Here is a 20,985-nt window from a genome sequence, read left to right as displayed (position 1 = left end):
TCCCCTTGAAACCCGCAGGTCAGAGCCGGTTTCCCCCTGCTCCCCGCGCACGCGGGGATGGTCCCTCCGCGGGACGGTACAGCGGTCCGGCGGCGTACTGCTCCCCGCGCACGCGGGGATGGTCCCGGCACTGGGCACGGGACGGACTGATCTCCGACCTGCTCCCCGCGCACGCGGGGATGGTCCCAGCCTTCAGGCCCGGACCGCCCGCATGTCGATCTGCTCCCCGCGCACGCGGGGATGGTCCCTCCGCCGCCCCGTGGGACGGGTGGCATCTGCCCTGCTCCCCGCGCGCGAGGGGATGGTTCGTCCGCTCGGTGATCAAGATGGGTTGAACGTGCAGTTCATTGCTCGTCTGAACGGCGCGTCACTGTGCTCCTTCCGGGCCACACTGGGCCGCCCGCACGGCGTCTTCCAGGACCTCCGCGCCTTGATGAACTGCGGCTGTTCAGGGCTTCGATAGCACAGGATCTCGGTTCGGCCAAGCGGTTCTCTGTGGGTGATTCTTTCCGGCAGATGCCGGCTGCCGTCGAGAGGGACCCCATGGGGCAGAATTTCATGAGCGTCAAGGAAACCGCGAACTATCTGAACATGTCGGTGCCATGGGTGTATCGCGAAGCCGCTCGCGCGGGCCTCGTTCCGTACAGGTTCGGGTGCGGGCGTAACGCCAAGCTTCAGTTCAAGGCGGCTGAGGTTCAAGCCTGGGTGAAACAGCAGCGACTGTCGGGGGATTGAAGTCTCTCGATCGGATGTGTGCATGGCCCCCTCCTTGGAAAAGGAGGGGGCCATGCGCGTTCAGGCGGCAAGGCTGGTGTCCAGGACCTGGGCGGCGCGACCGATCGAGCCGGGCATGAGGTGGCGGTAGATCTTGAAGGTGATGTCGAGGCTGCGGTGGCCCATCCATTCCGCGACGTCGGTGATGGGGATGTTGTGGGTGAGGCAGTTGGAGGCGAAGAAGTGGCGGAGGCCGTAGACGACCATGCCTTCGGGGATTTCGACGAGGCCGTCCTTCTTGATGCGCCTCCACTGGTTCCCGATGTGGTGGTTGGGCATCGGCACGGTCAGGTCTCGCGGGTTTCGGAGCAGGTAGCCGTCGAGGGTGCCGTACGTGTCCGCGTACCACTCGATGGAGTGCTTGACCCGAGCCGGGAGCGGGACGTCGCGGTAGTCTCCGGCCCTGCGGTGTTTGAGGGGCGCGTAGGTCTTCGTTGTCTGGTTGACCTGTTCGGTGATCCGGTACACGTCGTCGGCCACGATGTTGTTGATGCTGACGGCCAGTGCTTCGCCGTTGCGCATACCGCAGCCGCTCATGAGGTCGGCGACGAGGCGGAACACGTCGTCACCGGCGGTGCGTATGCCGTGGATTTGGGAGGGGGAGGGGATGACGGCGCGCTTGGGGTCGTACTGCGGGGGCTTGACGCCGTCGAGCGGATCGTCGTCGTAGAGGCCGAGCCGGTGGGCGTCCAGCAGGATCGACTTGAGTGTGTCGAAGGCGTTGGACTGGGTGGCCAGGCCGACACCGTTGCGCTCCATGGTCTGGACGAAGGCTTCGACGACCTTGTGGTCGAAGGTGCCCATCCGGCGGCTCCGGAAGGCGGGATAGAGGTGGTGGACGAGCAGTGGGTCGAGGTGCCGCAGGGAGCCGGCGCTGAGGTCGCGCCGGCCGGCCTTCCCCTCGGTGACGTACTCCTCGAACCGCATCGGTCCGTACTTCTGGATGCGTTCGGCCTTGCGCTGATTCTGCGGATTGTTCTTCCGGGCCTGGTACACCTCGGCGAGGCGGGCCTTGGCCCTTTCCTGGGTGGAGAAGCCGGATTCCTCGGCCTGCTGTCCGGCCGCGTTGCGGTGGCGGATCTTGTACTCGTGCGGACACCTCGACCACCGGCTCTCGGTGTGCTCGCACTCCTTGAAGAAGCTTCCCGTGCCGCGGACGAGGTTGATGGTGGCCATGTTTGTCGACTCCCGGGCGCCTTGCTGACCTTTTGCTGACCCCGGATGGTCGATCAAGCCCCTGAGCTGGGGTGAAACGGTAAATCCGTGCTATGTGGTGGAACTTCGTCGCCCGATCCGGCGACGAGATCGCGCGGGCGCGGAACGACGGGGAGAACGGCACGCGCTTCGGCGAGGCGCACGGCTGCGACGGCGCCCGCCTGCCCGCTCCCGAGCTGCCCACCGTTCCGCTGAAGCCGCGCGGACGAGTGTGCCGACAGGCGCCCCGTGCGGGAGTCGGCAACCCTTCGTTCGATGACCACGCAGGCGATCCGGCATGCCTGGCCCGTGCCCCGGGGCAGGGGCGATCGCCGAGCGCCGCCATGTGGTCGGAGCCGGCGCTTGACCCCACGAGGGTGGCCGGGCGGGCCGGGACGACCGCGACGCCTGGTCCCCGGCCGGCTTCCGCCGGCTCAGAATCCCGCCGAACCACCGCCGGGGAAGCCTCCCCCCGGGCCGTGCCCGCCCCCGCGGTCGCCCGACTTCCACAGGAGCACGCCCACCCCCACGACGAGGGCGACGAAGCCGAGGAACCACAGCCCGAAAGTAACGACCACGTAGAGCAGCAGATCCATGGGTAACCGCCCCCTTCCGGCCCGCCGATGCGGGGGAACACTTCCTCGTGCCGGCCTGTTCAGCGTAGGAACCGGCCGGAGCGCCGTCGTCCACCCAGGGGTGGGCATCAGGACTGCAACCGGCGCGGTAGCGCGCAGGCCCCTCACACCCGCGGTGTATCCGCCGCTGTCCGCCGGGGGGGCGGCGGTCACGGCGCAAGGGGGGGACGAGCCGGGTGCGTTCCGCTGTCGGCCGGCGACCGCTGTCGCGGATCTCGGATCGCTCGATTGCCGGGCGGCCGGAATGGGGGGAGGGCGCTCCCTCACGGCCGGACGGGGCCCCACCGTCGGCTCCGGGCTCAACCCAGGGGTTGACGACCTCTCCGGCGGGCGCGACTACCCTGCGGGGGGTGCGAACGGGCAGAGGGCGGACGCGGGTCGATCCGCTGGTGATCGACGTGGTTCTGGCGTGTGTCCTGGCGACGCTGACCATCGTCTACGGCCGGCAGGGCTACGAGGCCACTTACCGCGACAAGGGATGGCCACCCTTCGGTCCCCTCGCCATCGGACTCAGCCTGGCGGTGAATCTTCCTCTGGCGGTACGGGGACGTGTCCCCAGGGCGGCGTTCGCCGTCTCTCACGGCGCGTTCGCCGTCTACACCGTGGCGGGATTCCAGCCGTCGGCGAATCTCTGGGCTCCCCTCCTCCTCTGCTACACGGTGATCCGGCACGATCCGGCGCGGCGGCCCGTATGGGCGGCGGCCGTGACCGCTGCGACATGGGTGATGAGCGGCCTGACAGCCCCACTGACGATCGAACTGGCGGTCGGACAGTCCGTCGTGGGGGTGGGTGTCGTGTGGTCGTGGGCCACCAGCAACAACCACCTCGCCGAACGCAACATCCAACTCGCCGAGCTGACCGTCCAGCTGCGGCAGGAGCAAGAACTGCGCGCCCGGCACGCGATCGCGGGGGAGAGACTGCGCATCGCCCGAGAACTCCACGACGTCGTCGCCCACCACCTGTCGGCACTGGCGGTCCAGGCGGGACTGGCCGATTTCGTGTTCTCCTCCGACCCCGAGGCCGCCCGGAAGGCGGTGGTGTCGATCGGCACGAGCAGCCGGGAGGCCCTGGAAGAGATGCGCGGCCTGCTCGGAGTGCTGCGCACGGACCCCGATGCCGTCGATCCCGCCCCCGACGCCGTCGATCCCGACCCGCTCTACCGCTCCTCGCCCGGTCTGGAGCGCCTGGACGAACTGGCGGAGCGCGCCCGTGCGGCAGGCCTCGACGTCACGCTGACGGTGACAGGATCACGGCGAGCGCTGCCCTCAGGGGTGGACCTGTGCGCCTACCGCATCGTTCAGGAGGCGTTGACCAACACGGTCAGGCACGCCGGCCGGGGAGCCCGGGTCCGTGTGGAGCTGGGCTTCGAAGCGGACCGGCTGACGGGCGAAGTCAGCGACCGGGGCGGGACCGCCTCGGTCGCGGCCCTGCCGTCCAGCGGGCTCGGCTTGCTCGGGATGCGCGAACGGGTGAGACTCTACGGCGGGTCGTTGCGGGCCGCTCCTCGCGCCGGTGGAGGGTTCGAGGTCGTCTTCACCATCCCGCTGGCCCCGCTCGACACCACCGGGGGCGGATGACCACCTACCCCCGCACACACCGGGGGAGGCGGCGGCGATGACACGGCTGCTGATCGTGGACGACCAGGTACTGATCCGGGCGGGGCTCGCGGCTCTGGCCGCGGCCGCGCCGGGCTTCGAGGTGGTCGGACAGGCCGCCACGGGAGAGGAGGCGGTCACGCTCGCCGCCGCCACGCGTCCGGACGTGATCCTGATGGACATCCGGCTTCCCGGCGTCAGCGGCATCACCGCCCTGGAGCGCATCCTCGCCGACGCGAGCGAACCCAAGCCGAAGGTGGTCATGCTGACCGTCTTCGACCTCGACGAGTACGTCTTCACGGCCCTCCGGGCCGGCGCCAGCGGCTTCCTCCTCAAGGACACCCCGCCCGAACGCCTCCTCGCCGCCGTCGCCCTGATCGCCGAGGGCGAGATGCTCTTCGCCCCCACCGTCACCCGCCGGCTCGTCGAGACCTTCGCCCACCGGCCGGAGTCGAAGCGGGAACGGCCCGTCTCCCTCGCCGAACTCACCGACCGCGAGACCGACGTCCTGCAACTGGTCGGACAGGGCCTGACCAACGAGCAGATCGCCCAGCGGCTGGTGGTGACCATCGCCACCGTCAAAAGCCACCTCAACCGCGTGATGTCCAAGCTCGGACTGGCAAGCCGCGCCCAGGCCGTCGTCGTGGCCTACGAGAGCGGCCTCGTCTCCCCGGCCCGCACGACTCGGGCCGATCCACCCAGTGGGGGCGGACCAACCGTGTGAGCGGCCGGAGCGCGGCGGGCCGTACCCGGGGTTCGCGATCGGACACCGGAACGCGGCGCGCGGGGGTCCGGCACCGCGACGGTTGTCGCACCGGCTACCGGCCCGCCCCTGTGCGGAGCGACAGCCGTCCTCCGCGCACACGGCCCGCGCCTCTCTCGCTCACTCCGTCGCCCGGTCCTGCCCAGCGCCTCCGGCCGCGTCGGTATCCGAACCCGCCCGGGCGACGACGCCGGTTCCCGGGACCACGGTCGGGTCCCGGGAACCGGCGTCACGGAAGACCGCGAAGCGAAAACAGCGCGCTCTCCCGGGAAGGCGTGGTGCCGGCGCCTCCCGGCCCCGGATCAGCCCCGAACGGCCTTGAGCAGCACCACCACGTTGTGGCCCTTGTGCCAGCCCGTGTCCACGAGCGGGCTGTGGTGGGACTCGTTGCCCCAGGCGTAGTACTTCTCCCAGGACTGGTACCACACGCCGTTCAGTTTGGATCCCGTGGCCGTGTAGACCTGCGCGATCTTGCCGTCGTGCCGGTTGTCCCAGATGTAGAACTGGGCCTTGGTCTGCGTGTTCAGGCCGCTGTACCGGTCGCACTCCCGGTACTTCACGCCCACGGTGTTGCCACGGCTCTGAATGTCGCGCCACTTCGTGCAGGCCCCGGTCGCGGCCGCACCGACGTTCGACGGCGACGCGACGGCCGCCGGTCCCAGTGCGGCGGTGGCCGTCGCGGCGAGCGCCACCGCGCCCAGCATCATGCGCCTGCCCACGTTCGGCGTGAGGAGGCCTCCACGCTTGCGCAGGTTACGGAGATTCACCTTGCGTGTGTTCATCCCGTGTCCTTCCCTTCCCATGAGTACGAGCCGGTTCCCCCGTCGGGTCCCTGTATTCCGCGGCCCCGGCGGCCGAAGGACCTGCCCCGGCGCCGTGGTGCCGGTTGACGAACGTACGGTGACCTGGCGTCGACTTCGTCCCACGAGGGGTTGAACATCGCGGTCCCCTCCTCGTCCTAGACCCGCGGTGTCTGCAACTCCTGCGGTAGAGGCTGGGGTTGACCCGGACCGATACGCGGCATGCGCCGGGCCGCCGGCTCGTCGGCGCCCCGGTCTTCCGAGCCGGGAATTGAGCCTTCTCAACCTGCTGCCGGCATGGGGAAGTCGAGTCGGCAACGTGGTGGAGCCATCTGGTGGACGGGTCTTCGGCCAGGAGAGCCGTTTCCGCCAGAGGCTTCCCGTGCTTGTCCACCCGTCGGGTGTCGACGCGTCCGGTTCCGCCCTCCGTTTCCTCACGCGGCAACCGCGCCGCCACCGCCGCGCGATCGGCTCCCGGTGGCGGCGCCCGAGCGCCGGCCGCCGGTCCCTTCCCACCCTCGGGCCGCGAAGGGGCCTCCGGCACCACCCGGGCGGCGAGGCTGGTGCCCAGGACCTGGGCGGCGCGGCCGATCGACCCGGGCATGAGGTGGCGGTAGGTCCTGAAGGTGGCGCGAGGCTGCGGTGGCCCGTCCATTCCGCGACGTCGGTGAGGGGGAGGGTGTGGGTGAGGCGGTCGGAGGCGAAGAAGCGGCGGAAGCCGTGGACGGCCATGCCTTCGGGGTTTCGGCGGTGTGCACGGCTACGACGGCGCCCGCCTGCCCGCTCCCGAGCTGCCCACCGTTCCGCTGAAACCGCGCGGACGAGTGCGCTGACCTGGGAAAGTCTGCGGTCGGGCCGGCGGATGTCCTTCGTGGTCCTCGGCGTCAGCCACGCACGGTTCCGAGCGGGCGGGGTGCGCGGGAAGGGGGCGGCGCGGACGGGAGCCCCGGCGGTACCGCTCCACGGCAGGCCGTTGCTCGGGCCCAGAAGCCCCGGCCGCAGCCGGGCGGCATCGGCCGGAGCCCCTGGAAAGCCTCAGACGCGGGAGGTCGCGAAGAGTTCGAGGTGGGCGCAGTCGGGGCACCGGTAGGCGTCGATCTGCCAGGTCGGCCTTCCCAGGCGCTTGGCACCACCGAAGGGACCCTTCTCGAGGACTCCCTGAATCCAGCGGGCATAGCCGCGGGAGCTCTGGCCGGAGTCCTCGACGAACCCGGGTTCCAGGCCGACGGTGCCGCAGTGGGTGCATCGGAAGGTGTTGTCCACGTGCTGAAGTCTATGGACCCGGCGACCCTCGTGGAGGAGGGGGCGCTGCCCGGCCGTCTCCCCTTCCCCGTGCCCCCGGGGAATCCGTACACGGGGCGGCCGGGGCGATGAAGGCCTCCACGGAGGGGTACGGCGGGCACGCGGCCCCCGCCGGGTGTCAGGAAGCGGCGACAGTGAGGTGGTACGTGGTGTCGACCCAGAAGCCGTCGCCCGTGTCCGCCTTGATCTCCAGGACGTACTGTCCCGGAGTCAGCGGGGCCAGGGACGACCACAGGCCCCAGGCGACCCTGGGCACCAGCCTCACGCGGAACCGCGGTGACGTGTACTCGCGCAGTGCCAGCGGGGCCCCGTTCAGGAACGCCGTGGCCCTGGCGACGTTCATCACCGCCGGACGCGACGAGAGGAGGGCGGGGCGCTGCGTGTTGAAGACGGGGAAGAAGACCGGGCGGTCGGCGGGGAGGGAGCAACGCCGTACTACCCGTCCGCCGTAGGTCCCCGCCAGGAACCAGACGTCTTCGGGTTGCCGCCAGTCGGCGAACTCGCCCGTCTCGTCCAGTACCGGGCTGTGCTCGTCGGGTGCGGAAAACGCCCACTGCCACCAGCGTGCCGCGAGCCTGCCCCCTTCGTCGGCATCCAGCTCCCGAGCGCCTTTCCGCTCTGTCGCGCCGTCCATCCCGCCCACCCCCTTTTTCCCGTGAAACCGCTTCGAACCGGTGGATTGTATCCGCGTCGCGGACCGGCTCCTCTGCCGTCACCTGCGGTTTTGCCTCTGGGGCCCGGCCGCGTCAGCTTTCTTGGAGGCGACGAGGGGCGGGCGGTGGGGAGGTACGCGGTGCCGTGGGCCGGCATGCGGAGTCAGCTGGTGCGGCGCTGCCCCGATGGGCACGAGGGCGCTCCCCGCCGCCCGTGCGTTCTCAGCCGAGGAGCGTCGTCAGGATCAGTTCGTAGAAGACGAGGTAGGCCAGGAGCGAAAAGGGAACGGCGGTCAGGAGGGTCAGTACGCGTTCCCTGAGGGTGCGGCCCATGAGCAGCGGCACGAGTACCAGAACGGCGAGGCAGACCCACGCCTGGGCGCCGTAGTGCAGGACCCAGGCGTAGTGGATGGCTTCCGTGCCGAAGACGCCCGCCAGGGCGGCAAGGCCGGCGACGCGGCGGCGCGGATCGGCGCCCCGCCACGCCCGCCCCGCCGCACCGAAGAGGGGGCCGGCGATGAACGCCATCCCGAGCCAGACGAGGGGAGCGAACAGGGAGCCCATGCCGTCGCGCGCGACCTCCGCGTAGCCGTAGTAGCCGACGACGAGACCGGACTCGGCGAGGAGGCCCGCGACGGCGGCCACCGGCAGGCCGCCCCGCCGGGCCGACAGCGCGCCCGCGACGAACGCGGCGACGGACCAGACCCCACCGGAGTTGGCGATCTGGTTCCACGCACCCGGAAGCCAGCCCTGGGCCAGATTGGTCAGGACGCCGAGGAGGAGTCCCCCGGCGAGCGCCGACGCCGTCGCGCCGGCCCAGGTCCTTCCCCTCGCGTCGGGCACTGAGGTGGTGACGGGGGACGCGCTCATGGTGGTGCTCACTTTTCTGCCGGGGCCGCGTGGCTCGCACTTCTTGGTGCAGCTGTAAGGATGCGCGGTGCCGGCGGTGCGTTCCCGTGACCTGCTCCACTCCGGCCCCGCCGGGTTGCCGTCGGCGTCCGCGGCTGGTGACAGCGTTCTCGCCGGCACCCCTGGCGGGCCGGCCCGGACCCGGCCGACCCGGCCCGGCCCGGACCCAGTCGTTACGCCAGGACGGGAAGCGAGGCCGGACCGCGAACGAGACGGGTGTGCCGCCGGGCGAGTCGGTCGGCCGGTACGGCGAGCCGGATTCCGGGGAACCGGGCGGGCACGGCGCGCAGGACGGTCTCCGTCTCGGCCCTGGCCGGGGGTGCGCCGAGGGCGTTGGTGGTGGTCTCGTGTCCGGCCACGAGCAGCAGCACGGCCAGGGAGACCAGCTCCTCCTCGCTCAGGTGGTCGCCTTCGACACGAGCGGCGACGAGCCGGTCGAGGAGGGAGCTGCCGGGGGTCGGCGCTTGGTGGCGATGAGGTGCGTCATGCGGTCGGCCACCGTGTACGAGGAGGCGTCGATGGCATCGGGTTCCCCTGCCGCGAAGAGCTGGGCGGACCAGCGCCGGACGTCGGGCCGGTCGGCCCGCGGCACTCCGAGGAGTTCGCAGATGACCGCGACCGGCAGGGGTACGGCCAGGCCGGCCATGAAGTCGAACGGGGCGCCGGCGGGCCACCGGTCCAGCAGTTCGTCGGTGGTCCGGGCGATGAAGGGGCGCAGCCGTGCGACGGCCCCGGTGGTGAACGCCCTGGTCACCAGTTTGCGCAGCCGGGTGTGCCGGGGCGGGACGCCGGCCAGCATGGTGTGGGCGACCGCGGGATGCGGGCGGCGCCGTCGAAGTCCGCAGCTCCTCCGCCGTGAAGGCCACTTCACCGTGTGCCCGGACATCTGGCCGTAGGCGTCGAACAGCCACCACTGGCCGTTGCCCCTGTTGGCCTCGACCGCCGAGTCGTCGAGGTCGCCGTCGATGTTCCAGTACGCCGGGTCGGCGTCGATCTTCGACTCCTCGACGGCGGAGACCCACTGGACGACCTGGCCCGGCACCGGCAGGTGGTAGTCGTGGCCGTACTCGTTGACGTTGACCGGCAGCGGGCCGATCCCGGTCTCCTTCCCCCCTCCCCGGTACCTGGCCGCGTTCGTGCGGACGGCGGCGGGTGACGACAGTTCGTGCCAGGACATCACGTCCGGTACGACGTCGTTGTCCTTGGCGTACGGGAGGAAGCCCCTGGCCCGGCCGAAGAGCCGCGAGGTGTGGGGGCCGCGATCCGCGCGTCCGGAGCCAGCCTCCCTCGGCCTGATGCCGATCGCGCTGGGCGAGCACTTGCCCGAGGACGTCGGGGCCGAACTCGCCGAAGGACTCGAAAGGCATCCGACACCGCACGGCCTGGCCACCGAACGGCCCGCTTCGCCGCACTACGTCCCGACGGCTACTGGCGGGGACCCATCTGGGCCCCGTCCACCGTGCTCGTGGAGGACGGTCTGCGCCGCGCCGGTCACCACCGCCTCGCGGAGAACTTCGACGCCCTCACCGGCGCGGGGCTGCGCGACCGTGCCTACACCTGGACCGCGAGCGGCTATCTGCTCCTCGCCGAAGCCCACGAGCTCCGGCGCGCGGAGTCGTCGCGGACGGCCGGCGTCCGACCCGCCGGACGGCGTGTCAACGGGGGACCAGCATGCCTTCCAGCAGGACGACGAGGTACCGGCGGGCCGTCTCGGCGCGGGCCTCCGGGGTTCCGTGGACGTTCGCGGCGTACGCGACACCGCACATCAGCGGCACCAGGTCGCCGGCGGTGACGTCCGCCCGCAGGACCCCGGCGTCGCGGGCGCGCCGGAACAACCGGTCGCCGGCTGACGCCAGGTCCTGCTTCAGCTCGGTGGTGCGGGGCAGGGCGTCCGCCGGTGCGGCGGTGACCGGCGACAGGGACGCGTCGGTGGCCTGGGCCTCGACGGTGCGGGTCAGGAAGCCGGCGAGGGCGCGTCCCGGGTCGTCGTCGGCCAGTGCCCGCCGCCCGTGGGCGGCGAGCGCCTCCAGGCCGGGGGTGGCGACGGTCTCCAGCAGGGCCTCCGCGGTGGGGAAGTGGCGGTAGACCGTGCCGACGCCCATGCCGGCGCGGCGGGCGATGTCGTTGAGCTGCAGGGGCGCGCCCCCGTCCACCAGGTCGCGAGCCACGGCGATGATCCGTTCCCTGTTGCGGGTGGCGTCCTTGCGTCGGGGAGCGGTCGGCATGCGGGAAGTCTAACGACCCGGTGCGTCCCTCCCGCCGGGGGACGCGGGCCCGGTGGACCGGCGGTCCACCGTCCCGGGCGTCCGTTCCTCACGCGGTCCCGACCGGTGCGAGGCGTTCGCTGAGGCGGCGCACCGCTTCGGCGACGCGCGGGTCCGTCGCCGCCGGGAAGGGAGCGACCGGGGTCGCCCCGGGGCCGATGACGATGCCGGTCCGGCCGGTGAGCGAGCGGTCGGTCGCCGCGAAGACCGAGGGCCTGGCCGCCGTGGACGCGGGGCCCGAGGTCGAGCGCGCGAACGTGCGCCGGACCAGCGGCCAGAGCAGTCGCAGCCCCGGCGAGACGATGCGGGGGTCGTTCATGGTGCCGTCGGTCATGTCCGTGGCGGCCCCGCCGGGGTCCGCCGCGAAGACCGAGACGCCCTCGCCGTCGAGCCGGTCCGCCAGGTCCAGCGTGTAGGCGAGGTGGGCGAGTTTGGCACGGCCGTACCAGTGGAAACCGTAGTAGCCGCCCGGCGGCTCGACGGCGTCGAAGACGCGCTTGGCCACGGTGACCGCGCCCGAGGTGACGTTCACGATCCGGCTCGGCGCGCCGGCCCGCAGGGCCGGCAGCAGCAGTTCGGTCAGCAGGTACGGCGAGAGGTGGTTCACGGCGAACGAGGCCTCGATCCCGTCGACCGAGTCCCGCCGGCGCGGGAACATCGCTCCGATGTTGTTGACCAGTACGGTCGGCGGCCCGTCCGCGGCGATCCTGGCGGCGAGGGCGCGGACCTCCGTGAGCGAGGCGAGATCGGCGGCCAGGAACCGGGCGCGGTGCGCGGGCGCCGTGGAGTCGATCCTTTCGAGCGCGCGGGCCCCGCGTTCGGCGTCGCGCCCGACCACGGTGACCGCGAATCCCGCCCCGGCCAGCCCCACGGCGGTCTCCAGCCCGATTCCCGCCGTTCCCGCCGTGACGATCGCCGTCCGCTTCATCGCCCACCCCTCTCCCCATGCGCGGATAACTTATCCGGTCGGCTGTACCGTAACAGATCCGGATAGGTAATCCGTTTGGGGTGCGGGTCGCGCGCCGGGGCGGTCGCCGGGCCGGCCGCGTTCCGGCCGCCTCCCGTGTCCGGCCGGGTGGTGGACCGCCGTACGGCCGGGGTTCGGGTGGTACCCGGTGGTGGCGCGGGTCAGGAGGCGGTGGGCCAGGTGCGCAGCAGGGCGTCGAGCGCGTCGAGGATCGCGGTCCAGCTCTCCTGCGAATCGGGGGCGCTGTGACTGAACCCGCCGGCCGCCTCCAGCTCGACGTAGCCACTGAAGACGCTGCCCAGGAGCCGTACCGCGTGCGTCTGGTGCGGCTCGGCCAGGCCGTACCCGCGCAGGACCGCCCGCGTCATCGCGGCGTGCCGGACACCGGCGCTCGCCGCCGCCGTCGGGGGGTCGAGCGGGAACCGGGCCGCGGCGAAGCGCCCCGGATGCCGGCGGGCGTAGTCGCGGTAGGCGTTCGCGAACGCGGTGAGGGCGTCCCCGCCCGCCCGTCCGGCCACCGCGGCGGACACCGCGTCGGCGAGTTCCTCCAGGGCGAGCAGGGCGATCCCCGTCTTGAGGTCGTGGGCGTTCTTCACGTGCGAGTACAGGCTGGCGGTCTTCACGCCGACCCGCCGGGCGAGGGCGGCGGGAGTCGTCCGCTCGAAGCCGATCTCGTCGGCCAGCTCCGCCCCCGCGCGCACCAGGCGCTCCGTGGTCAGTCCCGCACGCTTCGTCATCCCCGGCCTCCCGTTCGCTTCCCACCCTTGCCTTCGCTGATTATGCATTTGCCTAATTGTATTAGGCAAATTAGCGTGTTCCTCATGAAGCCCCTGACCGAGCAAGAGATCCGAAGCGCGTTCGTGAACTGCACGAAGGGCGAGGCCAGGCGCCTGAACGTTCCGCGCGACCTGGACGGACAGCCCTGGGACGACCTGGACTTCCTGGGCTGGCGAGACCCCCAGGCCCCGGACCGGGCCCACCTCGTGACCGAGCTGGACGGCCGCCCGGTCGCCCTGCGGCTGCGCTCCTCCGGCGCCGGCTCCTGGCAGGCGCGGCGCAGCATGTGCTCGGTGTGCGTGACCACCCACACCGGCGGAGTCTCCCTGATGGTCGCGCCCAGGTCCGGGAAAGCCGGGCAGCAGGGCGACTCGGTCGGCGTCTACATGTGCAGCGACCTGGCCTGCTCCCTCTACGTCCGGGGGAAGAAGGACGCGGGCGTCGGCGCGCGCCTCCACGAGTCGCTCACCCCGCGGGAGAAGGTCGAGCGGACCGTGGGGAACCTCGCCGCGTTCATCGCCAAGGTGACCGCCTGACCCCGAAGCCGCACCCGGGCCCGCCTCCCCCCTCGCCCTGGCGCCGCACGCGTCCGGCCCGCCGTGGCGCCGCCCGCCTCCGGCCCGCCGCGCCGCCGCCGGGGCCCCGGTCAGAGGGCCCGGTCGGGGCGCCAGTCGGGCCGGCGTCCGCTGAGACCGATCACGCGGTCCAGGAGCGGGGCGTCCCGCGGCACCGCGACGACCGGGCCGAAGAACCCCTCGCCGGACGCGTCGTCGGCCGGAGTCAGCAGGGCCTCCGCGACCCGCAGCTCCTCCTCGCCTGCCTCGTACGCCTGCCCGCTCGCCCGCGCCAGGTCCCAGCCGTGGATCAGCAGCTCGTCGAGGGCGACCCGGCCCATCACGGCGGCCGGCAGGCCGACGCCGCCCGCCCGCGTGTCTCCCTCCCGGGCCTCCGGTTCCCGCCAGGCGGCGACCAGCTCGTCCAGCGCCTCCGGGAGGGCCGTCCGCCAGTCGTCGGCCAGCACGGGGAGGGAGGAGCCGGGCGGCGTGTCGGTCGTCGGCCCGAACCGTTTGCGGGCCGCGTCGCGGAAGGAGACGCTCAGCCCGGCGAGATGGGCGAGCACCTCCCGTACCGCGTACGCGGAGCAGGGCGTGGGGTCGCCGAGCCGCTCGTCGGCGATGCCCTCCGCGAGCCGCGCGACGCGCCGCGCGGCCGGTCCCAGGTCGATCGGTTCGACGCGTGTGGTGTTCTCCATACGGGGCAGACCGCCGGGCCGCCCGGAACTCATCGCTCTGCCCCGCCCGGCTCCCGCCCCCCGGACCGGGAGGCTCCCGTCCCCGGAGCCCGGAGCCCGGAGCCCGGTGCGCCGGGGCGCGGGAGTCTGGGATCGTGGGGGCGACAGCATCCGGCGGACCGGTGACGGCCGCCCGTAGCCAGGGAGGGGTCCCACCGTGCCAGCACGCGCGCCCAGGGCGACGGACGGCGAACCGGCCACCGAGGTGAGCACGCCGCTCTACCAGTTGAAGGCCGAGTTCTTCAAGACCCTCGGCCACCCGGCCCGCATCCGGGTCCTGGAGCTCCTCAGCGTCCGCGAGCACGCCGTCTCCGAACTGCTGACGGAGATGGGCGTGGAGCCCGCGGCGCTCTCCCAGCAACTGGCCGTGCTGCGGAGGTCGAACCTCGTCCTGGCGCGCCGCGAGGGCGTCAGCGTGTACTACCGCCTGGTGAGCGACGAGGTCGCGGAACTCCTCCGGGTCGCGCGCAGCATCCTCACCGGAGTGCTCCAGGGCCAGGCCGCGCTGCTCGCGGACCTCGACGCCTCGGCCCGCCGGCCGTCCGGCCCGGCCGCCGTGCCGGCCCGGCGGGACGGGGGCGCGGGCCGCGGTTGACCCGGAGCCCCGCCGGCGGGCGGGGCGCGGACCGGCCGTGGACGCGGCGCGAACCGGCCCATGACCCCCTCCGCGCCCGTGCGTTCGGCCAAAGCGCCCCCGCCGGACGGACGGGGTGGGTAGCGTCACGTCGTCGGGCGCGCGAGGCGTCCGGCACCCTCACGACGGAAGGCGGCAGCCGATGGCGAACGTGGAAGTCTCCCTCAAGGAGATCATGACCCGGGTGGAGGGCAGTCTCGCCGCCGCGGTGGGCGACTACACCAGCGGCATGACCCTGGGGGCCCTGGGCGGCGGGCGCGACTTCGACGTCCAGGTCGCGGTCGCGGGGAACACCGATGTGATCCGGGCCAAGCTCCACACCATGGAACTCCTCGGCCTCCAGGAGCGGATCGACGACATCCTCATCACCCTGGGCAACCAGTACCACCTCATCACCCTCGGGAAGGGGCGGGGCAAGACCGATCTCTTCCTCTACCTCGTCCTCGACAAGCACAAGGCCAACCTCGCCATGGCCCGGCACCAGCTGCGCCGCGTCGAGGAGGAGATGGAGGTCTGACCTCCTTCCCCGTACGCGTGCCCAAGACTTGCGAAAATTTGAAATTCCCTACAAAGGGAGTTTCCGAAGTCTGAACGCCCGGCCGGTGCGCGGCCCGGTCACGGAGGGGCGGTCCGGTCCTCCGGCCCCCGCACCTCCGCGACCGGCGGGACCGCGCGCCGACCGTATGATGGGAAAGATCGTTTTCCGGAGCCGGGCCGGGCCGGACCGGCCGGGTGTGGTGCGGTGGTGACGGCGGTGACGGTGACCCGCACCACCTGTCCGGTCGCCTCCACCGGCCTCCACCGGGGGGCGGAGGCCGGCCGGCGCCGCCCTTCTCGCGCGGCGGCCCGGAACGCCGTCCGTCCCGCCGTTCCGGCGGCTCGCGTCCCGTCCCACCGCCCGAAAGGCACTCGCGTGACCCAGCAGTCCGCTCCTCCCGTCGTCCGCCGGGTGGACGCCCGGCACCGCTACGAGATCCTCGTCGACGGCGAGCGCGCCGGCCTGACGGCCTACCGCGACCGCGACGACCGGCGGGTCTTCTTCCACACCGAGATCGACGACGCCCACGCCGGCCGGGGCCTGGCCGCGATCCTCGTCGCACAGGCCCTCGCCGACGTCCGCGCCTCCGGGATGCGCATCGTCCCGGTCTGCCCGTACGTGGCGAAGTTCCTGGAGAAGCACGGGGAGTTCGCCGACATCACCGACCCCGTGACGCCCGAGGTCACGGAGTGGCTCGACGGCCTGCTGGGACGCTGATCACGCAGGGACGTGCTCCCGGCGGGGGAGTACGCCTCCGCCGGGAGCACGTCCCTGCCGCACGCACCCCCGGAGCGCCGGTCCTGCCTTCCGGAGCGCCGGCCCCGCCCTCCGGCGGGCCGGCGCAGGACCGTCAGTCGCCCCGCTCCCCGAAGGCCTTCAGAATGCGTTCGGCGGCCAGCGTCGCCGTCAGCCCGCCGTCCCTCACGCTCCGCTCCAGGGCGGGCGCCAGCTCCCGGACCGCCGGGTCCGTGTGCAGCCGGTGGAGGAGGTCCTCGCGGACCATCGTCCAGACCCAGTCGACCTGCTGCTCCTGGCGCTTGGCCGTGAGGCGGCCGGTCGAGTCGAGCAGGGCGCGGTGCCGCTGGAGCCGGCCCCACACCTCGTCGAGGCCCGACGACTCCCGGGCGCTGCAGCTGAGCACCGGCGGCGTCCAGAACGCGTCGGCGCCGTGCATCAGCCGCAGCGCGCCCGCCAGTTCGCGTGCGGCGGCCCGCGCGTCGCGCTCGTGCGGGCCGTCCGCCTTGTTGACGGCGACCACGTCGGCCAGCTCCAGGACGCCCTTCTTGATGCCCTGGAGCTGATCGCCCGTGCGGGCCAGGGTGAGCAGCAGGAACGAGTCGACCATGTTGGCGACGGCCGTCTCCGACTGGCCGACGCCCACCGTCTCCACCAGGACCACGTCGTACCCCGCCGCCTCCATGACGACGATCGACTCCCGGGTCGCCTTCGCGACCCCGCCGAGCGTGCCGGCGGTGGGGGAGGGGCGGACGAAGGCCGCCGGGTCGACCGCGAGGCGCTCCATCCGCGTCTTGTCGCCGAGGATGGAGCCGCCCGTACGGCTCGACGACGGGTCCACGGCGAGGACCGCCACCCGGTGGCCGAGCCCGGTCAGCATCGTCCCGAACGCGTCGATGAAGGTCGACTTGCCCACCCCGGGCACCCCGCTGATCCCGATCCGCACCGCCCGGCCGTTGTGCGGCAGCAGCGCGGTCAGCAGCTCCTGGGCGAGCGCCCGGTGCTGGGGACGGGTGGACTCGACGAGGGTGATCGCCCGGGCGATCAGCGCGCGCTTCCCGTCGAGCACCCCCTTCACGTACGTGTCGAGTCCGATCACAGGTCGTGCCCGAGGCCGGCGGCGAGGCGCGTCACCAGGTCGTGGGCCGCGTCCGGGATGACGGTGCCGGGCGGGAAGACCGCCGCCGCGCCCATCTCCAGGAGCGTCGCCACGTCCTGCGGGGGAATCACCCCGCCGACCACGATCATGATGTCCTCGCGGCCCTCCGCCGCCAGCTCCTCCCGGAGCGCCGGCACGAGGGTGAGGTGACCGGCGGCGAGCGAGGAGACCCCGACGATGTGCACGTCCGCCTCGACGGCCTGGCGGGCCACCTCGGCCGGGGTCTGGAACAGCGGGCCGACGTCCACGTCGAAGCCCAGGTCGGCGAAGGCCGTGGCGATCACCTTCTGGCCGCGGTCGTGGCCGTCCTGGCCCATCTTGGCGACCAGGATGCGCGGACGGCGCCCCTCGGCCTCGCCGAAGGCGTCCACCAGGGTCCGGGTCCGCTCCACGGAAGGGGACTGGCCTGCTTCGTTGCGGTACACACCGGAGATGGTACGGATCTGGCCCGCGTGGCGCCCGTACACCTTCTCCAGGGCGTCCGAGATCTCGCCGACGGTGGCCTTCGCGCGGGCGGCCTCCACGGCCAGTTCGAGGAGGTTGCCGTCGCCGCCCGCCGCGCGGGTGAGCGCGTCGAGCGCGTTCCGGCAGGCGGTCTCGTCCCGCTCCTCGCGCAGCCTCCGCAGCTTGGCGATCTGCTGGGCGCGCACCGACGAGTTGTCGACCTTGAGCACCTCGATCTGCTCGTCGGTCTCCACCCGGTACTTGTTGACGCCGATCACCGGCTGCCGGCCGGAGTCGATCCGGGCCTGGGTGCGGGCTGCGGCCTCCTCCACGCGCAGCTTGGGGATGCCGGCGTCGATGGCCTTCGCCATGCCGCCGGCCGCCTCGACCTCCTGGATGTGCCGCCAGGCGCGGCGGGCGAGGTCGTAGGTCAGCCGTTCCACGTACGCGCTGCCGCCCCACGGGTCGATGACCCGGCCGGTGCCCGACTCCTGCTGGAGGAGGAGCTGGGTGTTGCGGGCGATGCGCGCCGAGAAGTCGGTCGGCAGGGCGAGGGCCTCGTCGAGCGCGTTGGTGTGCAGCGACTGGGTGTGGCCCTGGGTCGCGGCCATCGCCTCCACACAGGTGCGGGTGACGTTGTTGAACACGTCCTGCGCGGTCAGCGACCAGCCCGAGGTCTGCGAATGGGTGCGCAGGGAGAGGGACTTGTCGTTCTTCGGGTCGAACTGCCGGACCAGCTTGGCCCACAGGAGACGGGCCGCGCGCAGCTTGGCGACCTCCATGAAGAAGTTCATGCCGATCGCCCAGAAGAACGACAGGCGCGGTGCGAACGCGTCCACGTCGAGCCCGGCCGCGCGGCCCGCGCGGATGTACTCGACGCCGTCCGCGAGCGTGTACGCCAGCTCCAGGTCGGCCGTCGCGCCCGCCTCCTGGATGTGGTAGCCCGAGATGGAGATCGAGTTGTAGCGCGGCATCCGGCGCGAGGTGTAGGCGAAGATGTCGGAGATGATCCGCATCGACGGGCCGGGCGGATAGATGTACGTGTTGCGGACCATGAACTCCTTGAGGATGTCGTTCTGGATGGTCCCGGCCAGCTTCTCGGGCGGTACGCCCTGCTCCTCGGCGGCCACGATGTAGAGCGCGAGGACCGGCAGGACGGCGCCGTTCATCGTCATCGACACCGTCATGCGGTCCAGCGGGATGCCGTCGAAGAGCTGCCGCATGTCGTAGATCGAGTCGATGGCGACGCCCGCCATGCCGACGTCGCCGGTGACGCGCGGGTGGTCGCTGTCGTAGCCGCGGTGGGTCGGCAGGTCGAAGGCGACCGACAGGCCCTTCTGCCCGGCCGCCAGGTTGCGCCGGTAGAAGGCGTTCGACTCCTCGGCGGTGGAGAAGCCCGCGTACTGGCGGATCGTCCAGGGCTGGTTGACGTACATCGTCGGGTACGGGCCGCGCAGGTACGGCGCCACACCGGGGTAGGTGTCCAGGAAGTCCAGGCCCTCCAGGTCACGGCCGGTGTAGAGCGGCTTGACGCCGATGCCCTCCGGGGTCTCCCAGAGCGGTTCGTCGCCGCCCGTCGCCCTCCTGACGGCCTCGTGCCACTCGTCGGGGCCGCCGGCGGCGGTGGGGGCCCCGAGTTCGATCCCGGAGAAGTCGGGGACGGTCATCGGGACACTCCCATGCGGTCGAGGGCGGTGGAGAGGAGGGCGACGGCGTCGCAGCCCGCGAAGAGATACGTGTCGACACCGGCGTACCGGGCGGGGCGGCCGGCGAGGAGGACGTGCTCCGCCCCCGCCGCGCGCAGCTCCCCGGCGGCGGCCTCCGCCCGCTCCTCGTACAGCGCGTCGCTGGAGCAGAGGCAGGCCTCGCGGGCGCCGCTCTCCTCGAACGTGCCCCCGGTGACGGGCTCGATGCCGCCGGCCTGGAAGAGGTTGGCGGCGAACGTCAGCCGGGCCGAGTGCGCGGCGGCCGGGCCGAGCGCGGCCAGGTAGACCCGGGGCCGGGCGCCGGTCGCCGCGAGGTGGGCGTCGGAACGGGCGCGCAGCACCTCGTACGCCTCGTCGCGCCGGACGCGGGGCAGGCCCCCGGAGGGTGGTTCGGGCGCGGGGACGCGCTCGACCGGCTTCTCCGCGAGGTGCGGGAACTCGCTGACGCCGGTGATCGGTTCGCGGCGGGTGGCCAGCTTCTCGCTCCGGGCGGCCCAGGTCCCGGCCAGGCGCTCGCCGACGAAACCGGAGCGCAGGGCGGCCGCCTGGCCGCCCTCCCGCTCGATGGTGCGGAAGAACTCCCAGGCGGCGTGGGCCAGTTCGTCGGTGAGCCGTTCCACGTACCAGGAGCCGCCGGCCGGGTCGATCACCCGGGCGAGGTGGGACTCCTCGATGAGGACGGTGGAGGTGTTGCGGGCGATGCGGCGGGCGAACGCGTCCGGCAGGCCGAGCGCGTCGTCGAAGGGGAGCACGGTGACGCTGTCCGCGCCGCCGACCCCGGCGGCGAGCGTGGCGATCGTGGTGCGCAGCATGTTCACCCACGGGTCGCGGCGCGTCATCATCACCGGCGAGGTCACCACGTGCTGGCGCTGCGCGCCCGCCTCCGGGGCGCCGGAGGCCTCGGCCACCCGGGCCCAGAGCCGGCGTGCCGCGCGGAGCTTGGCGATCGTCAGGAACTGGTCGGCGGTGGCCGCGTAGCGGAACTCGATCTGCCCGCAGGCCTCCGCGACGTCCGCCCCGGCCCCGGTCAGGCCGCGCAGGTAGGCCACGCCCGTCGCGAGCGAGCAGCCCAGCTCCTGCGCGGCCGAGCCGCCGGCCTCGTGGTACGGCAGGGCGTCCACGGTCAGGGCCCGCAGGCCCGGGTACCCGTCGGCGCAGCGGCGCGCGAGACCGGTGGCGGACGCGAGGTCGTAGGCCTGCCGGCCCGTACGGGCCTCGTGGCCCAGCGGGTCCGCGCCCAGGTTGCCCCGGACCGCCCCGGGGGCGACGCCCCGCTCCTCGTACAGCCGGAAGAGGCGCTCGGCGGCGGCGGCCGTCTCCCCGCCCGCGTCGAGGACGACGGGCGCGAGGTCCAGGTAGACGCCTTCGAGCGTCTTGTCCAGGGAGTCGACCGGGATGCCGGTGCCGCCGACGCCCAGCCACAGGGACGTGGCGCCGTTCTCCAGGTCGGAGAGGACGGCCTCGTTGTCGGCCGTGACGTGGCGCTGGCGCACGTCCCAGCCGCCGGCCGTGTTGCCCTCGGCCCGGCCGCCGCGCACGAAGGGCGCGAAGCCGGGGAGGCCGGGGTCGGGCGCGGTGTCGCGCGCGGTGTACAGCGGACGCGTGTCGAGTCCGTCCTCCAGCAGGGTGGACAGGGAGTCCTCGGCGGCGGGGCCGGAGAGCTCCTTGCCCGATTTGCGCAGGACGCCCGCCACGAGGTTTTGCCACCGCTCATGGGGCACGTCTGGGAATTCGGACGCCAGGGGAAGCCCGTCGTCAGGCAGGACCGTCATGCTCGGATGCTAGGGGAGATCGACAAGAGAGCAGGAGGGCGCGCGACTGTGACCTTCTTCTCTTCACCCGTGG

At 72.6% G+C, this 20,985-nt stretch carries 21 protein-coding genes, 3 pseudogenes and 1 CRISPR repeat array (1 of these 25 only partly in view); of the genes and pseudogenes, 9 read left to right on the top strand and 15 right to left on the bottom strand.

What is annotated here, in order from left to right; genetic code table 11:
* Positions 1 to 309: a CRISPR direct-repeat array (repeat unit 29 nt; unit sequence CTGCTCCCCGCGCACGCGGGGATGGTCCC) (it extends 25 nt beyond the left edge of the window).
* 249 nt (positions 310 to 558) lie between these two features.
* Positions 559 to 735, top strand: a complete 177-nt coding sequence (locus ACZ3IL_RS13845; RefSeq protein ID WP_467389912.1) for a helix-turn-helix domain-containing protein — start codon at positions 559 to 561, stop codon at positions 733 to 735.
* A 60-nt stretch (positions 736 to 795) separates the two neighbouring features.
* Here ACZ3IL_RS13845 and ACZ3IL_RS13840 read toward each other — a convergent pair whose 3' ends face one another.
* Entirely contained in the window at positions 796 to 1,950 is a 1,155-nt protein-coding gene (locus ACZ3IL_RS13840) for a tyrosine-type recombinase/integrase (RefSeq protein ID WP_467389910.1), read from the bottom strand.
* A gap of 92 nt (positions 1,951 to 2,042) precedes the next feature.
* Here ACZ3IL_RS13840 and ACZ3IL_RS13835 point away from each other — a divergent pair.
* Positions 2,043 to 2,201 (top strand): annotated as a pseudogene (locus ACZ3IL_RS13835) (pirin family protein); the annotation flags it as partial.
* A gap of 201 nt (positions 2,202 to 2,402) precedes the next feature.
* On the opposite strand, the gene ACZ3IL_RS13830 reads toward ACZ3IL_RS13835, so the two are convergent.
* Complete coding sequence (locus ACZ3IL_RS13830; protein WP_467390496.1) at positions 2,403 to 2,564, bottom strand: hypothetical protein; 162 nt, start codon at positions 2,562 to 2,564, stop codon at positions 2,403 to 2,405.
* A 437-nt stretch (positions 2,565 to 3,001) separates the two neighbouring features.
* On the opposite strand from ACZ3IL_RS13830, the gene ACZ3IL_RS13825 reads away from it, so the two are divergent.
* Both ACZ3IL_RS13825 and ACZ3IL_RS13820 read left to right on the top strand, forming a co-directional pair.
* A complete protein-coding gene (locus tag ACZ3IL_RS13825; RefSeq protein ID WP_467389908.1) occupies positions 3,002 to 4,180 on the top strand; it encodes a sensor histidine kinase in 1,179 nt (392 codons plus the stop codon).
* Positions 4,181 to 4,217: 37 nt separating this feature from the next.
* Positions 4,218 to 4,922: a response regulator gene (locus ACZ3IL_RS13820; RefSeq protein ID WP_467389906.1), complete on the top strand. Its 705-nt coding sequence runs from the start codon at positions 4,218 to 4,220 to the stop codon at positions 4,920 to 4,922.
* Positions 4,923 to 5,263: 341 nt separating this feature from the next.
* Here ACZ3IL_RS13820 and ACZ3IL_RS13815 read toward each other — a convergent pair whose 3' ends face one another.
* From ACZ3IL_RS13815 to ACZ3IL_RS13790, 6 genes and pseudogenes are all read right to left on the bottom strand, one after another.
* The gene (locus tag ACZ3IL_RS13815; protein WP_467389904.1) at positions 5,264 to 5,743 is read right to left on the bottom strand and encodes a hypothetical protein; all 480 of its coding nucleotides are present in this window, start codon (positions 5,741 to 5,743) and stop codon (positions 5,264 to 5,266) included.
* Between the two features lie 1,053 nt (positions 5,744 to 6,796).
* On the bottom strand, positions 6,797 to 7,024 hold the full coding sequence (locus ACZ3IL_RS13810; protein WP_467389902.1) for a hypothetical protein: 228 nt from the start codon (positions 7,022 to 7,024) through the stop codon (positions 6,797 to 6,799).
* A gap of 157 nt (positions 7,025 to 7,181) precedes the next feature.
* Complete coding sequence (locus ACZ3IL_RS13805; protein ID WP_467389898.1) at positions 7,182 to 7,697, bottom strand: hypothetical protein; 516 nt, start codon at positions 7,695 to 7,697, stop codon at positions 7,182 to 7,184.
* A 241-nt stretch (positions 7,698 to 7,938) separates the two neighbouring features.
* Positions 7,939 to 8,586, bottom strand: coding sequence for a DUF6518 family protein (locus ACZ3IL_RS13800; RefSeq protein WP_467389896.1), 648 nt, complete (start codon positions 8,584 to 8,586; stop codon positions 7,939 to 7,941).
* Positions 8,587 to 8,798: 212 nt separating this feature from the next.
* Positions 8,799 to 8,996: a hypothetical protein gene (locus tag ACZ3IL_RS13795; RefSeq protein ID WP_467389894.1), complete on the bottom strand. Its 198-nt coding sequence runs from the start codon at positions 8,994 to 8,996 to the stop codon at positions 8,799 to 8,801.
* Between the two features lie 425 nt (positions 8,997 to 9,421).
* Positions 9,422 to 9,906 (bottom strand): annotated as a pseudogene (locus ACZ3IL_RS13790) (cellulosome protein); the annotation flags it as partial.
* A 5-nt stretch (positions 9,907 to 9,911) separates the two neighbouring features.
* On the opposite strand from ACZ3IL_RS13790, the pseudogene ACZ3IL_RS13785 reads away from it, so the two are divergent.
* A pseudogene (locus ACZ3IL_RS13785) lies at positions 9,912 to 10,234 on the top strand (MGH1-like glycoside hydrolase domain-containing protein); the annotation flags it as partial.
* A 46-nt stretch (positions 10,235 to 10,280) separates the two neighbouring features.
* On the opposite strand, the gene ACZ3IL_RS13780 reads toward ACZ3IL_RS13785, so the two are convergent.
* The 3 genes from ACZ3IL_RS13780 to ACZ3IL_RS13770 all read right to left on the bottom strand — a co-directional run bounded on the left by ACZ3IL_RS13780 (position 10,281) and on the right by ACZ3IL_RS13770 (position 12,593).
* Positions 10,281 to 10,850, bottom strand: a complete 570-nt coding sequence (locus tag ACZ3IL_RS13780) for a TetR/AcrR family transcriptional regulator (RefSeq protein ID WP_467389892.1) — start codon at positions 10,848 to 10,850, stop codon at positions 10,281 to 10,283.
* Between the two features lie 88 nt (positions 10,851 to 10,938).
* Complete coding sequence (locus tag ACZ3IL_RS13775; protein WP_467389890.1) at positions 10,939 to 11,817, bottom strand: SDR family NAD(P)-dependent oxidoreductase; 879 nt, start codon at positions 11,815 to 11,817, stop codon at positions 10,939 to 10,941.
* Between the two features lie 200 nt (positions 11,818 to 12,017).
* Positions 12,018 to 12,593, bottom strand: coding sequence for a TetR/AcrR family transcriptional regulator (locus ACZ3IL_RS13770; RefSeq protein WP_467389888.1), 576 nt, complete (start codon positions 12,591 to 12,593; stop codon positions 12,018 to 12,020).
* An 84-nt stretch (positions 12,594 to 12,677) separates the two neighbouring features.
* Between ACZ3IL_RS13770 and ACZ3IL_RS13765 the strand changes: the two genes are divergently transcribed.
* On the top strand, positions 12,678 to 13,169 hold the full coding sequence (locus ACZ3IL_RS13765) for an FBP domain-containing protein (protein WP_467389886.1): 492 nt from the start codon (positions 12,678 to 12,680) through the stop codon (positions 13,167 to 13,169).
* A gap of 110 nt (positions 13,170 to 13,279) precedes the next feature.
* Here ACZ3IL_RS13765 and ACZ3IL_RS13760 read toward each other — a convergent pair whose 3' ends face one another.
* Positions 13,280 to 13,885 (bottom strand): TIGR03086 family metal-binding protein, encoded by a 606-nt coding sequence (locus ACZ3IL_RS13760; protein WP_467389884.1) that lies wholly within the window; start codon positions 13,883 to 13,885, stop codon positions 13,280 to 13,282.
* Positions 13,886 to 14,129: 244 nt separating this feature from the next.
* On the opposite strand from ACZ3IL_RS13760, the gene ACZ3IL_RS13755 reads away from it, so the two are divergent.
* From ACZ3IL_RS13755 to ACZ3IL_RS13745, 3 genes are all read left to right on the top strand, one after another.
* Positions 14,130 to 14,519 carry an ArsR/SmtB family transcription factor gene (locus ACZ3IL_RS13755; protein ID WP_467390472.1) on the top strand — a complete coding sequence of 130 codons (390 nt, stop codon included), beginning with the start codon at positions 14,130 to 14,132 and terminating at the stop codon, positions 14,517 to 14,519.
* Between the two features lie 181 nt (positions 14,520 to 14,700).
* Complete coding sequence (locus tag ACZ3IL_RS13750) at positions 14,701 to 15,075, top strand: hypothetical protein (RefSeq protein WP_467389883.1); 375 nt, start codon at positions 14,701 to 14,703, stop codon at positions 15,073 to 15,075.
* Positions 15,076 to 15,471: 396 nt separating this feature from the next.
* Positions 15,472 to 15,813, top strand: a complete 342-nt coding sequence (locus ACZ3IL_RS13745; RefSeq protein WP_467389881.1) for a GNAT family N-acetyltransferase — start codon at positions 15,472 to 15,474, stop codon at positions 15,811 to 15,813.
* 133 nt (positions 15,814 to 15,946) lie between these two features.
* On the opposite strand, the gene meaB is transcribed toward ACZ3IL_RS13745, so the two are convergent.
* The 3 genes from meaB to ACZ3IL_RS13730 are packed head-to-tail and all read right to left on the bottom strand — an operon-like array spanning position 15,947 to position 20,912.
* Positions 15,947 to 16,930, bottom strand: a complete 984-nt coding sequence (gene meaB, locus ACZ3IL_RS13740; RefSeq protein WP_467389879.1) for a methylmalonyl Co-A mutase-associated GTPase MeaB — start codon at positions 16,928 to 16,930, stop codon at positions 15,947 to 15,949.
* Positions 16,927 to 19,101, bottom strand: coding sequence for a methylmalonyl-CoA mutase (gene scpA, locus ACZ3IL_RS13735; RefSeq protein WP_467389877.1), 2,175 nt, complete (start codon positions 19,099 to 19,101; stop codon positions 16,927 to 16,929). Before scpA ends, meaB begins: the two co-directional genes overlap by 4 nt.
* Positions 19,098 to 20,912 (bottom strand): methylmalonyl-CoA mutase family protein, encoded by a 1,815-nt coding sequence (locus ACZ3IL_RS13730; protein WP_467389875.1) that lies wholly within the window; start codon positions 20,910 to 20,912, stop codon positions 19,098 to 19,100. Before ACZ3IL_RS13730 ends, scpA begins: the two co-directional genes overlap by 4 nt.
* Positions 20,913 to 20,985: the final 73 nt, after the last annotated feature.

The organism is Streptomyces sp. NPDC014907 (assembly GCF_055562975.1).
The sequence above is the reverse complement of the archived record's forward strand: the minus strand, read 5'-3'. Positions and strand labels throughout refer to the sequence as shown.